This is a genomic window from Flavobacterium phragmitis (assembly GCF_900112575.1).
Taxonomy (GTDB): Bacteria; Bacteroidota; Bacteroidia; order Flavobacteriales; family Flavobacteriaceae; genus Flavobacterium; species Flavobacterium phragmitis.
The window spans coordinates 1-15,136 of record NZ_FOMH01000002.1; the positions used below are offsets into that span (position 1 = coordinate 1).

The 15,136-nt window shown below is 33.9% G+C and carries 11 protein-coding genes; 4 read left to right on the forward strand and 7 right to left on the reverse strand.

Annotation, left to right across the window (positions count from 1 at the left end; all coding sequences use genetic code 11):
• The first annotated feature begins 782 nt into the window (after positions 1 to 782).
• From BM289_RS02925 to BM289_RS02940, 4 genes are all read left to right on the forward strand, one after another.
• Positions 783 to 3,158 carry a PHP domain-containing protein gene (locus tag BM289_RS02925; RefSeq protein ID WP_091490713.1) on the forward strand — a complete coding sequence of 792 codons (2,376 nt, stop codon included), beginning with the start codon at positions 783 to 785 and terminating at the stop codon, positions 3,156 to 3,158.
• Positions 3,159 to 3,165: 7 nt separating this feature from the next.
• On the forward strand, positions 3,166 to 3,486 hold the full coding sequence (locus tag BM289_RS02930) for a hypothetical protein (protein WP_091490714.1): 321 nt from the start codon (positions 3,166 to 3,168) through the stop codon (positions 3,484 to 3,486).
• Positions 3,487 to 3,741: 255 nt separating this feature from the next.
• Positions 3,742 to 4,827, forward strand: a complete 1,086-nt coding sequence (locus BM289_RS02935; RefSeq protein ID WP_208610225.1) for a hypothetical protein — start codon at positions 3,742 to 3,744, stop codon at positions 4,825 to 4,827.
• 17 nt (positions 4,828 to 4,844) lie between these two features.
• On the forward strand, positions 4,845 to 5,954 hold the full coding sequence (locus BM289_RS02940; RefSeq protein WP_143102029.1) for a hypothetical protein: 1,110 nt from the start codon (positions 4,845 to 4,847) through the stop codon (positions 5,952 to 5,954).
• A gap of 158 nt (positions 5,955 to 6,112) precedes the next feature.
• Here the strand turns inward: BM289_RS02940 and BM289_RS02945 are convergent, their stop codons facing one another.
• The 7 genes from BM289_RS02945 to BM289_RS02975 form a co-directional block, all read right to left on the reverse strand.
• Positions 6,113 to 9,355 carry a DEAD/DEAH box helicase gene (locus BM289_RS02945; protein WP_091490717.1) on the reverse strand — a complete coding sequence of 1,081 codons (3,243 nt, stop codon included), beginning with the start codon at positions 9,353 to 9,355 and terminating at the stop codon, positions 6,113 to 6,115.
• A 179-nt stretch (positions 9,356 to 9,534) separates the two neighbouring features.
• The gene (locus BM289_RS02950; RefSeq protein ID WP_091490718.1) at positions 9,535 to 9,765 is read right to left on the reverse strand and encodes a hypothetical protein; all 231 of its coding nucleotides are present in this window, start codon (positions 9,763 to 9,765) and stop codon (positions 9,535 to 9,537) included.
• A gap of 8 nt (positions 9,766 to 9,773) precedes the next feature.
• Entirely contained in the window at positions 9,774 to 10,481 is a 708-nt protein-coding gene (locus tag BM289_RS02955) for a hypothetical protein (RefSeq protein ID WP_091490719.1), read from the reverse strand.
• A gap of 590 nt (positions 10,482 to 11,071) precedes the next feature.
• Positions 11,072 to 11,269 carry a hypothetical protein gene (locus BM289_RS02960; RefSeq protein ID WP_091490720.1) on the reverse strand — a complete coding sequence of 66 codons (198 nt, stop codon included), beginning with the start codon at positions 11,267 to 11,269 and terminating at the stop codon, positions 11,072 to 11,074.
• An 853-nt stretch (positions 11,270 to 12,122) separates the two neighbouring features.
• Positions 12,123 to 12,971 carry a hypothetical protein gene (locus tag BM289_RS02965; protein WP_091490721.1) on the reverse strand — a complete coding sequence of 283 codons (849 nt, stop codon included), beginning with the start codon at positions 12,969 to 12,971 and terminating at the stop codon, positions 12,123 to 12,125.
• 469 nt (positions 12,972 to 13,440) lie between these two features.
• Positions 13,441 to 14,757 carry a PcfJ domain-containing protein gene (locus tag BM289_RS02970; protein WP_091490722.1) on the reverse strand — a complete coding sequence of 439 codons (1,317 nt, stop codon included), beginning with the start codon at positions 14,755 to 14,757 and terminating at the stop codon, positions 13,441 to 13,443.
• Positions 14,754 to 15,107, reverse strand: coding sequence for a Cas9 inhibitor AcrIIA9 family protein (locus BM289_RS02975; protein WP_091490723.1), 354 nt, complete (start codon positions 15,105 to 15,107; stop codon positions 14,754 to 14,756). The genes BM289_RS02970 and BM289_RS02975 overlap by 4 nt, the downstream gene beginning before the upstream one ends.
• Positions 15,108 to 15,136 lie beyond the last annotated feature (29 nt).

Below are 15,136 nucleotides of genomic sequence, written 5' to 3' on the forward strand. Positions count from 1 at the left end.
ATAGCAAACCCGACAGGTTTTGAAAACCTGTCGGGTTTAAAATCGTAACCAAAGCCCACAAAAAAAACCGAGTCATTTCTGACTCGGTTTTCAATATTCATTTGCAAAGACGCACTGCGGTGCGTCTCTACGGAGTAAATTATTTTACTTCTTCAAAACTAACATCCCATATAAATCAATACCTAACAAAGCAATGGTACAAATAAGGTACAAATAATTTTACAAAATAACCAGTAAAAATACTACTAAATTAAAGATTTGTCCACTCATTGGATCTCAAAAGTTTCCGAATCTAAAAAAAGACTTAATTAATCAAAACCTACTCAAAAGATATAAGTTACTAAAAATCAAATATTAAGATCTAAATATCAGTAAATACAGGGATTTTAGCAGATATGATTCTATTATATTCCCGTTTTTCAACACACCTATTAATTAAAAGCTTAATTTGATTATCTTCAAAACCGCTCAAATTTTACATGCATAAAAATTTGAACTACACTTTTTTATTAACTCCTTAATAAATAATTTCATAAAACCTTTTAAACACTATTAATACAAGAAATTAAATGCGGAGCCATTGTATCCGCAAGTGCTTTTTAATTTTGATTTCATAGTTAACACTATTATTTTGGGGTCAAAATAAGTATTTATACTCATGATTTTATGGATGTTAAACTATAAGTTTGGAATAATTTTTCCATATTATGGTTTTCCATAAAAAGTTTTAATATTAAAATTCAAAATTTGTATAGGGAAAGTGCTAACTAAATATCAAAACAATGAAAAAATACTCTGACTGGTTTAAAGTTGACTTACATATTCATACCGATTTTAGCAAAAAGACTAAAACAAATGACTATCAGGGAAATTTCGACATACAGGTACTAAAGCAAAAATTAATTGATAACGATGTAAAATTGTTTTCATTAACTGATCACAACATTATAAATGTTGATGCATACAAAGATTATTACGACAATTATATCGAGGGCGATCCAAAGCTGCTTATCGGATGCGAGTTTGATATCGAGGTCCCTGAGTCCGGCAAACCCATCACCTATCACAGTGTCATTATTTTTGAAAATAACGATTTCGAAAGCGTTCAGGCCATCTCGCATAAAATAGAAGAACTGTACGCAAAAAAAAATATTGCGATGCTTGACAGGACTATTGTTATTGACGATTTATATGACCTGTTCAATGATTTAAATTTCTTTTTCATACCCCATGCTGGGAATACAAAAAGCATCCTAGACCCTTATAAAAATTATGATATGAAGCTCTGCCAGCAGATGGTGCTTCTTATGCCGAGCGCCTTCGAAAAAGTGAAAGAAAGCGCCAGACAGATATACAATGAAGGATTCGACAGAATAAAAACATTGGACTTTAAGGAAAAAGATGATATTCCCTACATCAATTTTTCAGACAATCATAACTGCAATAGTTATCCCTGCACCAATAAAGATGGAGATGACCATCAGTTTTACTGCATAAAAGGAAAACCATCATTTGAATCCATCCGATTTGCATTCATTGATCCACAGTCTAGGATCAAGAAGTTCTCTGAAGTAGAGGTTTTACAAAGGTTTGACAATTTCTTACACAGCATAGAATTTATTGACAGTCCTATTATCAAAAATACGACATTAACCTTCAGCCCAAACTTGAATGCAATTATCGGAGGCCGTTCAAGCGGCAAAAGTCTTTTATTTAATATTTTAGGAAAAAAGATAAATAACAGAAAGAGCCAGATTGAGAAATACGGGATAAATATAAGCAATGCGAACGTCAAAAGTTTTCTGGATAACGATTACAAGAACATGATCAGCTACAATACACATGACATAATCTATATTAATCAGGGAGATATTGTAAATTACTTTGAAAATAAATCATTACGAGACCTGATCAACGAATCTGGAGAAATTGAAAACTATAGGACTGCTTTAGAGTTTTTCAAAACCAAAAAACAGAATCTAACAAATATTATCGATGATCTAACTTCAATTTATGGCAAATTATATGATGCTTTAAATTCCAATTTCACTTTTCACGATAAAGACATTATCTCTATTCTGGATTCAAGCTACATTTTCAAAACTATTTTAAACATTGAAAACAGGAATGACTCTTTTAGAAGCTCAGACGAAGTCATCAATATGCTACTTGATAACACGGCAAAATTCGAGGTCAATGAGAATTGGACCTTTACCGATGATGAACAAAACATAATCACGGCCTTTAGAGAACTGGTGGAAAGCAAGAAAGGTTCCTTTGCGAATTTAAAAAGCGAATACAGCAAAAAAGAAAATTTCATTGAAGAAGTTAAGAATGTCATCATAAGCAAAAATGCTAATCTTGATCTAAAGGGAAGGGAAAAAGAAGCATCTAATCAAAGGCTGGCACTCCTTAAAAATAATATTAAAGAGGCATTTGACATTGCACTGCAGATTCGCGACCACTGTTTCCTTTTCGAAAATTATACCTATGGAGGAGTCCAGGAAATTGCCATAAATGACGAAGTAAGCGTCGTATTGGAAGTGGAAAGCACCGAAAGCTTAAAAGGAAAAATTTTTGACGGTATAAGCGGCGTACACAGTAGCATGAATTTTTATGAAACCCTTATAAAGCTTGCGCTTGGAGAGTTAAAAATAAAAAACTTAAACGAAAATTCTGCTGAAAACCTGGCAAAAAAAACCTATACAAATATTAAAGGCATATTAGAATCATTTGATAAGCCGACCGAATATCTCAAGTATTCCGAGGAAAGCACCTCTAAGAATAATTCTCCGGGCTACAATTCTGAGAAATATCTGGAAACAATTCTGAGAAGCGGCCATTCGAAAATCATTTTTATCGACCAGCCTGAAGACAATCTCGGCAACAAATTCATTACCGACAAACTTATCAACCTGATCAGAGACCTAAAATTTAAAAAACAGATCTTCCTGGTCACACATAATCCATCCATTGTGGTGTACGGAGACGCAGAAAACGTTATCATGTGCACTAATACTGAAAATATTATCGAATACGAGCAATTCGTCCTTGAGGAAAAAGACCACCAAAAGGAAATCTGCAATGTATTGGATGGCGGCCAGTACATTTTTGAACAGAGAGCCAGAAAATATAATATTAAAAAAATAATACAATAATAAAGCTATGCACAACATAATAGTAACCAATACAATAGAGCAGGACAAAGTCACAATTAATTTCGATCCGCAGGATGGAACGCTTTCATTTCCTTCGGTCGATTTAACAACAACTGCAGATATCGACCTAAATCCATTGATCTTAAAACTGACTGCATTGCTTGAACTGGATACCAAGCTGGAAATCCAGTATGATGATGTGCACTCCTTAGCTGATAGTGATTCTAAAATAAAACTAGTCAAGGAAACGCTCGACGACATATATAAATCCTTTAATCAAAACATCATAACTGAGGATGAAATCATGCATGAAGATGACGATTTTTAACCTCTCGATGTCAAAAAAAAATAACGAGGCTAACTTTCTGTCCTTTTTGAGTAAAAGAGGGGTCCGAATTTGAAAAAGCCATTTCTAGTTATTATTAAATATTTTTTTTAAGGTATTTCTTTTCAGCAAATACATGATTGTGCATATATTTAAACAAGAAAAAATGCAAAAAAACTTATGGTAAATTATCTGAAAATTTTAGAAAATCCTCAAATCAATTTTGAAAAGACCTTTGAAGTCATTAGGGATTTTCAAATGGGAGGACTCAATTCTGCTAACTACCATGATTTTATGCAGACTGCAAAAAGTCTTCCTCCTATCCGGATGAGAAATACAGCAACATACAGCGTGTTTGATAAATTTAATCTAACAGATATCAGTCACGATAAATACGGCGCAATCCAGAAAGAGGTGATTAAAAGAGGTATTAGAGCCAGCAAAATCTGCTGGCATCCGGATGCTGATACGTCGACCTGCAACCTAAACGAAAATGGAGAAATTATTGTTACAGCTGCCCATTCCATACAGAACAATGGAATTTTAAGCGAAATAGCCGAGAATGGCAAGGTATTATCATACAAATTTGATAAGGGAAAGCTTGTCAGCAGGGAATTCCAGAAAAACTCCGCTTCCACTTTCATGGGTTTCTGCAATAATCATGATTCCATTTTCCGCCCGATAGAAAACTTTACATACTTAAAGTCCCCAGAACAGAACTTTTTATTTGCATACCGGGGATTTGTAATGGTATGTCATAAAAAATTGGAGTTATCCATTTCAAAAAATTTTGGCGATCAGTCACAGATTGATATCACTGAGAATAAAAAGATTTTTGACAAAGCCATTAAGCAAAAAGATTATTCCAGGGTCGAAAGCGAAGTGTTTGAACTGCCATTCTTTTACCCTATTGCCGCATCCTCCTCCTTTTATCTCGATTTTGATTTCCAAGGTAGCGCAATCTCTCATTCTGATGATAGAATGGAAAATGTCTTTGTAACGCTGCTCCCAAAAAAGAAGGAAAATAAAACCTACTTCATTCTAAGCTATTTTAAAGAGGATCGGCATCTGTACCAGAATTTAGGAAAACAGCTTCGCAGCAGGAATAATTTAAAATCTGACATTACCATGATTCTTGCAGCTCATACCGACAATATCTTTTTTAATCCCGTATATTACATGACTTTTATCGAAAAGATTCAGGATGCAGTTGCGAAATTGATTTTTCAAACGCAGTACGATCACGGCATTATTGATTTCAAAAATAACATCCAGCATCAGTTTTCCTACACTCCCAGCAATTATCTTGCAAACCCCGATAAAATAAATATTTTCGGGTATTAACGAAAAGTAATATGATTATGAAGCAATTATACATTACTGTCTTGATCATCGCATCATTTGCCGCTTTACCGGGACAAACCTACAGCAACGTTACATCAGAATCTAAGGCAACGATTACCGAAATGACACCACAAAGGAAACGAATCGATACCGTTAAGATTGAATTGAGCAATGTCCCGAAACCAATTGATCCAGCCACACAAATTGTTATTGTGAAAGAAAAAGAACCAGACATCAATTTTAGCAGGCTGATTCCCATAATTTCAACGTTAACCGGTTTAGTTGTCGGTTTCTTCCTAAACAGATTTTACGAATGGTACACAAATAGAAAGAAAATCAAAAAAAACGGAAAGAGATGGAGCATTGAACTAAAAACATTAGAGGAGCCGATAAAGCAACAGATTAAATCTATTGAGGAGTTTAAGCTCAGCATTGCCAAAAGAGAATGGAGCTACGATTCTCTGGAATTGATGACAACCATTAGCAATGACCGATTTTCTTCGCTGGATAAAAATGATCTTATGGATTATTTGGACAATAAGACAAAATCTCCCTGGCATAAGCAGCTTTTCAGCAGTGAAGCCCGAATTCAGGAGCAGTACAATAAAGCTGCAAAGATTTCAAATCACATACACGGCTTTATTGATGTGCTGAACCATAACTTTCAGCACCTGAATAATAAATGGGACGAGTTTCAGGATGGCATTTCTGCAACTTCAAAGAAATTAAATCAGGATTTGGATACATTAAATATTCAGATCAACAGTCTAAAATACCTGATTGCAAATGATACTGAGAAATTATACAGCAATGAACAGTACAAACCTTTTTTCGATTTATACTTCCGATTTATTTCACACCTAAATCAAAATCCAAATTATAATATACATAGGATGCGGGTGGATTTTTTAGATCCGGCAATGATGGAATTGGGAAAGCTTACAAAGGATAACCGCATATTACAGACGGCATCATCCATTTCTATTTTGTATACTGATCTGCGTGCTGTAAATTCGGAAAAAGATTATGTGCTGGACAACATGACTGAATTGATTTCCCGGTATAATAAATCCCTTGATGCCCTCGTGAAAATTATTGAAAAACTTGACGAAAAAATTATCAGTTAGCAGTGCTGACTGAATGGTCTTTTTTATAAAAAAATACTCCAAATTTTACCGATCCTTCTATAGTGTGTTCAGTTTACATTGAGTTGACTAAAATTTCCCCAAACCACTACAGAAAAAACAGTCAAAACATCAAAACATAAATATTAAGGTAATTGCTTCTAATCACTTGTATATACTTTTAATTCAATATTACCTACCGTATGCAAATAATGATAAACACTTCCCAATAACAATAAAATATCTTCTGAAGCTTTTGCCTTACTCAATGATGGCTGTACAATATAAATATGAAAAATAATTTCTTTACTCCACTTTGCCTGATTTAATAAATTGTCCATATCCTCTTCAGTACCTTTAATTAGTCTACTTGAGCTATTGCCATTGAGAGTTTTATTAATTCTTCTAAATAAATGATTGAAAAATTCCCTACCTTTCCTGTGCTTCCATTTTAGTGATTTCTGCGCCTGTCCGCAAACTTGGTAAAAGTTCTCAATATTGTTATTAACCAGCCCATGTTTGGCAAATTTTAAATGGTACAGATGCACGTCTATCTGAGTCTTAGAATCATTTATTCCAATTATATCTGCAATTTCTCCCTTACCATCATCATCGTAGATGATTTGAAAATCATTTTCAATTTTTTTTATAAAATTATATTGTATCGAATCTTGAATGTAAGGCGCAATATCTTGAGACTCTTTACTTATATCAATCCCGTCCCAATTATTTGCAATGATTTTATCTACTGGAATAAAATTTGACTTCTCCTTTAATTGGACATGAAGATTTTGAAAAAGCTGAGAACCATCCGCAAACCAAATTGTTGGAGTTAATTTATTAAGGAATTCTGTTATAGTCTCTTTTTTATTTCCATAATATACACTGCAATCTGTATTCGAAATTTGAATTATCTTATAATAGGGCTCATTAGTTTTAATATCCAGCCCTACTTGAAACTCAAATTCTAGAGAATAGTCAGTTGTATCTAATGTAAATCTTATAGGTTGATCAATAGTTGGATTTACTAAGTTTAACTCCGAGGTCGAAATATCATAAATGCTTCTTTCAATATGAATTTGATATCTGCTTTCTGAAAATTCATACATTTCTGGATGCCAATCAATCAACATAGGCATTACTTTCGGACGTTCTGAAATTTTACTGATAGCCAAAGTATGTTGTAAGACTACATTAGGATCAATATCATTATCCTCTACTATTTCGCCTATTGATCTGCACCATTTGGTTAGCTCATCTAAATTACCTCTCTGATATGACCATATTTTTCCTTTTACGGAACAGCCTAAAGATATTTTTTCTCCATTCTTATAACCAACACCAAAAATATTATTTTTAATAAGATTGCCTTGCTCAAGCTCTTTAATCCCATCTTGAACCCCTTTACCAAAATAAGACTGAAAAGTAATGTCTTCACCAATCCCTTTTCGAGTGCCTACATTATAGAGGGACAATCTATTGACATCATGAAAAATTCTAAAGACATTCATGCCTGTAATCTGACTTAAACTATGTTCTCCAAAAATCGTATTCATCAAAGAAGTTGAAGAATAGTTTTTAAATGATGTATTTAAAAAAACTCTATTAATCCCTGGTCTTAAATCCCAGTGTATAATAATGATGTCCCATCCTAAGTTTTTTACCGTTTCAAAATTACCCCATTCCACTTTTTCGACTTTACCAAGGATTATGACAAGTGTATCACTGCCATTTGTGTCGCTGAATTTATGTTCATAATCTTCAATGCTAGCTATACCGCTTTCCCAGTTTGACGGATTCCATGTATTGGAAATATTTTTAAATATTACCGTACTCATTGCTGGATTTATTTCCTGAAATGAAATATTAGAATTATTTAGATTTTTAAAATTTTCTAAAAATTCTTTAATATTCATCTCCTTTTGCGTGGCATCTGCACTTAAACGAGGTAAAATTAAATTCCAGTCAGAATTACTAGAGTAGAGTCTATCTAGTTCTTCTTGAATAGGTGGGTATGCAATATTTGTGATAAAACTTGGATTTCCTAAATTATCGTACGAAGTTCTTGTAAATCTACCTATAAACTGTAATGTAATAGGTAAACTCTGCCTTTCATCATGTATAGCAGCAATCTTTAGGTTGGGAAGATCAAATCCTTCCCCTAACATATTTACGCAAACAATTATTGAATGCTCATAATTTTTTATAGCTTCAATTTTTTTCGATAATCCAGCAACATTCGTATAAACCACAACAGGATTAAATTCCTTATATTTCTTATAGTGCTGGAAAACTTCTTGTGCTCGAATCTTATTGACACATCTTGCCATAAGTATATGCTTGTAACCTGCGTCAATATCTTTTCTTAACTGACCAACTGCTTTTTCCGCGATCTTTTCATCAGCTAACTTTTGATTGTATTCACGTATTGGCAGATAATTTATTTCTTTATAATACTTTTGATCCTGAGCTTTTTTAAGTGAGAAATTAAAAATAATCTTTCCCGTTAAGTTCTTTCCATCATTTCTATAAGGTGTAGCTGTAAAGAGGAATACTTTCTCCTTATCAAATTTATCAATTAGATCTTTCCATGTTCTCGCCTCAGAATGATGCGCTTCATCAATAAATAAATGCGAAAAATATTCGTTTAGAAGTGTCTTTTCAGAATTATCCAAACCAGTTAGAATATTCATCGTTGAAACTACTACATTTGATTTTGATACAAATTCTTTAAGATCTTCAATTGTGTCAAATCCGGTATTAATTATTCCAACAATAGGATTATAGCATAAAGGATCAACTATGCCATACTTTTTTAAGAGCCCCAATGTCATAAACTTTTCTGAAAGCTGTGTTCTTAATGAATCTGACGGAACGGTAACTAACAGCTTCTGACACTGATTGGAAATCAAAGCCGACAACATAGTTTCTGTCTTTCCAGTTCCTGTTGGCATAACTACTATTGCCCGTTCTTCAGGATTTTGAAGATGAGATAAAATTGAATACAATGCACCAATTTGTGGAGGCCTTAATCCCTTTATATTTTTCTTTTCATTTTCTTTTACAAATCGAAATTTATCCGTCCATGTTTCTACTACCTCATTAGGAGATAAATTAACAAAACTGGGATGTTTAAGCCATTGTTTTATTATTATAGAATTGCTTTCCAGATCTTTTCGGGTTGGTTTCTTATTTACAAGCAGAACATAATCTGAAATATTGCTATCAACCCAATCTTTATCGCTAGTGAGATGGTAATTGATCATATTGAATTTAATAATACAAGGAACGACGCTTACAATCTCAATATTATCAAGAGTTGACTCGGAAGCAAAACTCTGCCAGATTTCGTTTCCTTTATTTTTATAAATTAAATTTGATACTTTAGGTAGTTTTAAAGTCATATTATACTATTATAAATTAAAAACAATTTAGATGTTCATTTTCATATTGTCCTCATATTAATCCAAAAACAAACTTTGGCGCAATAAGCCCATAACTTGACAAATTAGGATCGGTGTTGAAATTATATAAAAAGAACACAGGACCATTAAGTATTTATACCTGTTTTTAATAAAATAAATTATGAAAATTTAGTTGGCTTACAGTGTACTTGTCCATTCTGGACTCGACATTTCCTAAAAAAATCTTTATTGAGGCCTGCCTCTGCATTTAACTTGTTTTTATCTTCAATCTTTTCAATAAACTCAATAGCTGAAACTTCCAGTTTCAGCTCCTTTTCCAAAAGACGCTGATTTATTAAACTTATTGGTTCTTCAGAAACAGCCTTTAAGATCTCATTAATATTTTCCATAGTTTTTTTTATAATTGGACAGTAGATATTTTTATTGCTTCATAACTGCTTGCTGCAAGAGTATTACCATTAAGATTTATCTTAGAAATTACCATATTTTTAAGCACTAGATCTCCTATATATCTTAAGAAAGCTGTTGCTTCATCCACGGTTTCGAATTTCAGAGCAGTATTGTCAAAACTTAAAATTTGATCCCCTATTTTAAGCTCATATATTTTAGGCTTGATATCCTGTGCTTTTAATAGCGTTACAGGCGCTTTTTTCAGTTTTAAATTCTCTGCATTTTTAACAAATCCATGATTCAGCTTAATTTTTTGCCTCGCCTCTGGCAAATGCCTATGCCCGCTTATAATCTGTCTGTAAAGAAAGCTGTAATCCAATGTCGCTATAATATCTTTTTTTATATCTGGATAAATCAGTGTTTTCAGTTTAAACTCAATATCTTTAGGTAAAACTGGCACTGCATTGGTATATAAATTACTGAATTTACAGAGAGCAACAGGAGCAGCCCAGTCATCTTCAATTAGAAGCTCAACAGTCACTTGCACATTACCGCTCAAATCAATCAGCACTCCTCCTTCCTGACGGATTTTAAGTTCTTTTTTTTCTAAGGCACCTGTCAACTCAAGCCGCCTTGCCAACAGCTCAGTAGATGTCTCATAATTATTTTGATGCCCAACCGTTCCACGTAAGCCAAGTCCAGCACTACCGGTCACTCCTCTTGCATTTGAGTTTGTCCCTTTATCCGTTGCAATAAATTCATTTCCATTGGAAGTGGTATCTGACGCTGCTGTTCCTGTGTTTACAAAAGTTACACCTGATGTATTTTTATTACTATCGGATCCTTCTCTTGAATTACTAGTATTAAGAGCTATTTAACCGCCAGCATTTGCACTTGCAGTTAACTATGCATTCCAGTTTTGTGAAGCTGTAACTTTTCCTAAATTCTGAGTTAAATACCGAGAACTGTATGTATCCCATGAATTAAAAACAACTGTACTGCTTTCTGCCATTTTAAGATCAAGTTCCAAATAGGCAATTCGGTCACCGGGTATATTAAAAATTGTGACTCCTGAATTAAATGGATTTTCAGTATCAGTTGGCTGATACTGAAGTTTATCGATTTCAAAAATAAAAGCCTTGACAATAGTCTTTGGAATAATTCTAATTGCAGGTTTTTCCTCTGCCGAAAAATTAAAATTACTATTTATAATCTCTAAGAAAGCTTTTTTATCTTTACTGATACTCCTAGCGCTTTCTATATAAGCCTGCTGCCCTCCTTCGGATAAACTTAATATGTTGTATTTTACCGTAGGGCAGCTGGGGGATTATTAACGTTTTTAGTTGTTAAACCAACTTGTACCATAGTCTGTGGAGTTTCTGCAATTCTAAATAACGGAGCCTTCCAGACATTTGTATAGCGTTTGGAAAGGTTTTTAGATCCACATGAATACAGCACTCCTGCAGTAAAGAAACATAAAATGATTTTGGTAGTTTTCTTCATTATATTTTTACGTTTAGCTCTTCGAATCCCATGAAAATAACAGGAGAATATCGAAGAAATTACATGGCTAATTTAGGAACTAAACCAATAACAAATAACCTTACAAATACCTGATTATCAATAAAATAAAAAACAAAAACAAAAAAAAAACTATGAATCATAAAATAATCAGATTAAAGACTTTAAATTAACACTAATTGATGAGTATTAAAGAAAAACATCCATAGACAACACCTGCCAGAAAAATTAAAAAAAGGATTTAAGAAAATTTTATTTCTAAAAATCCATCTAAAATTTATTAAATATAAAACATTAAGAATGTTTTATATTTAATAAATTTTAGCAAAAAATAATTATTTGGAGAAATACGTACATGAGCTATAATATTGTTTATAACTAGATAGATAATAGGTATAAAATGCTAAAAAAAGCAATATTGTAGCTTACTTTATGTTAATTCATTATTCTTTAATTATTTGCGCAATAATAAAAGTCAACAATCGAATTTGGGTGCAGAATCGATGCACTTAAATTAAACCTATACTTAAAACTGTGTTTAGAAAGTACTTTGAAGAAGAAGTTCTAATCTTTGAATGGTTTAAATTTATAAACGTTTTCAATATTTAGTTTTGAAATTGGTTTTATATTTTACTTTTCAGTATTTAAAAGTATTATCATTCATTGTATTTATTACTATAACGCGATTTAAGTTAAAATGTGGCATATCGATCTGCCGCTCGGCTTAGTAGCGGCAAGTTAAATAAAAATGCAATAAGAAATTGTAAAGTTCAGACTATATCCCACTTAAGACAAAACCAGCTAATCGATAAAACTTCTGTTACACGCTGGCCAGTTAATATAAGGATTTCATATTTTTTAAAAGCGAAATAATTTGTGCCTCATGATTCTGGAAGATTGCATCAATAAGAGCTGTTTGAATTTGTGAATCATTCATTTTCTCAAAGACTATTATTCCATGTGGATTACCAGCATTATGATTATTATTAAAACGATAAATAAAAAATGATCTACTTTTCATCGTTAGTTTTTTTAGACGTTCATCGGTTATATTGCAAAGTGCCTTAACATGTGATTTATATTGAGCACCTTTTCCTGACCAATTTGGTATAGAGTGAACTTCAAATCTATTATTCTGCCACCCCTTTGCAATAAAACCTTCAGAATCGGAATAAGTTTCTTGCCCTTCTTTATTATAAATGGGATTGTTTGAATATCTTCCTAACAACTTAAAATTTGTTCCTTCATGTTTATACAAACTTACGCGTCCATTTCCGTTTGAAGTTGACAAAAAGTCTGAGAATATTTCCTTGATGTTTTCACTACATAGTTCTTTATATTCTTCTTGAATTTTCTTTAGTTTCGTCTTTGTACTGGCCAACTCTGTAGTAATCGTTTCAAAAGATTGTTGTTTTTGTTTTTCATAATAAGAAAGTACAATACTTATGAATGCTAAAACAAGGCCTACAACTATTAAAAAAGTATTTAATTCTTCCCAATTTTTGCCAAACATTACAATAGTTTTATCGTCCGATTTTACATCGGCCAACAAGAAAATATAACCCGAAGAAATTGTCAATAATTCTGACTTATGAGATTCCAGAAAGTTTCTAAAATAAGGAATTGCCCAAAAGATAAGGATAACGATGAAATAACCAAGTAAAAAGAAAATATCAACAGTCATAATAAACAGAAAATTTGAGGCGCAAAATTAGCTGAAAAGTTTTAACAGTTTACTATAAATGTTAAAAAATTATATTCTATCGATTAATGTCGGTTATGGCATGTTGGTAACTTGTGTATAAGCCCTACTATTTAGCGTGTATACTCGTAACTATAGATAGATAAGCATTATAAAATAATAAATTATTACACTACTAAAAGATAAAAAAAGTACTTAATCCAGATTTTTGTTTTATAACTATTGCAATACTTTTATTAGAATCGAAATAATTAGTTTTATATAAGAGAAAGCGAGCGAAAAAAGCAACGCAATAAAACAGGTTTTCTCCGCCTGCATTTATGAGGGATTTTTTTCAGCGAACCGCCTTTCCTTCCCGAACTTTGTTTCGGAATTAAGCCTGAACCCCTGAGGCAATATCCCCGCCTATAAGTGTCTGCTCGCCGACATTTAGCATAAAAAAAGCCGAAAACTAAATTTCGGCTCTTTCTTCTTTTTTGTTTTTTATGCGCTTTTTAATCTGATAGAGGTTCTGATGCAGCAGCTTTAAAATCTGCTTATGGTGCGGGGAGACCCTATTTTTGTCTCCCCTGCACTGCAGAACTTCAAGCGAGGGAAGCGCCACCTCTATGGTCTCCACTGGCTTGTTCTCGAATTTAGCCGAAAGGATAAGGGAGTTTCTCTTTTTGTAGTATTCATTGGTAAATACGCAGTGGCGGAGCATATCGCCCTGTTCAAGAAAATCATTCACGCTTTCCATAACGCAGATAGAAAGATTCTCGCGCGTGAACTCCAATCCGAAAAACTGCTTCTTCTGCTCTTCATAGCCAACCTGCGCCTGCTGTATTTCTTGGCGTAGCTCTTTTATATGCTGACGTCTTTGGATTATGCGTTTTCTCTCCACAAGCCTGTCGTGCACCTCTTCCAAATTCTCAGGGCATACCAAATCGGCATTATTCAAATCCTTTCTGAACCATCTGAGCAGGGAAATGTAATCTTCCCAAAGTGAAAAGTCCTTTACCTTGTAAGCGTTCTTGGCGGAGGTTTTGACTGCCTGCCAGTTCTCCCTGATGTGCTGTGAGTACGAAACTAAATAATAGGCAAGAAAATCGGTCTGTCCTGTCTTTAGAAGCGTCTCAGCGTGCGAATCTTTTAAAAGGGCAGTAAAAAGAATTTGCGGAGCGATACCGTGAAAACTTCCTTTGAATCCGTTTCTTTTCAGCACGGAAATCACCTTTTCAGACGGATAGACCTTATAGGGATTGATGCGGTACTTGGGAGAGCTTTCAAAACTTTTCGGGCGGATTTCAAGGGGGGAATAGTATTTCCAAGAATCATAGGCTTGCGAAAAAACGTTCGTGCCGAGAGAAAGCGTGCGCGCCTCCCCTTTCTCGTTTATCCAATGCTGCATCACTTCCTTGTGGTAGTATGCCGGCATGCAGTTCTTTTTCATATCCTTGTGCGAACAGATGATGCGCACCACCTGAAATCCTCCGCATTTATCCAAAACGGCGAAATACTCAATTTCTTTGAAATGCACCTGATTGCACTGGTGCATTTTAAGCTTTCCATTACACGCACTGCAGTTGATGTACTTTTGGCAGGATGCTTTCTGTGCATCAGGCTTCCAGGAGTACGCGCAGTCAAGGCAGTGGAATTTCTCCCTTGAAAGCACGCCCCATTTAAGAAAAATATTTTTCTCTGCCCAAACCTGCATCTTTTGGGTCACGGGTGCAAGTGTTTCGCTCAGAGCCGTAATCTGCTTTTCGACGATGGTTTTGGGTATCATAAGTCAAAAAGCGTTAAGGTTTTGTTTTCGGCTTTGGGAGCAATGACTGCCGTTTTTGCAACAACGATATTCTGGGGAACTTCGGGAGCAGAAGTAAACAAGTCAGCCGCAGCAGGCTCTTTTACCACAACTTTGCAGTTAAAGGGCTGAGGCTGTCCGATGCTGTCATCGGTGTAGTATCTGACCGCCATGTCAAATATTTCCTGATTGTCAAAGGCGCACAGTCCTGTTTTTTTTACCTCGCCAAAAATGTAATTGCAGCAGCTTTCCAAGTCTTTGGATTCCTTGGAGAAGTCCTTTGCAAAGACAGCGTCTGCAAGGGCGGTCTTAAAGTTTTCTGAAGCTTTCATAAGGGAAGATTTAAGATGAAACAAAAAGA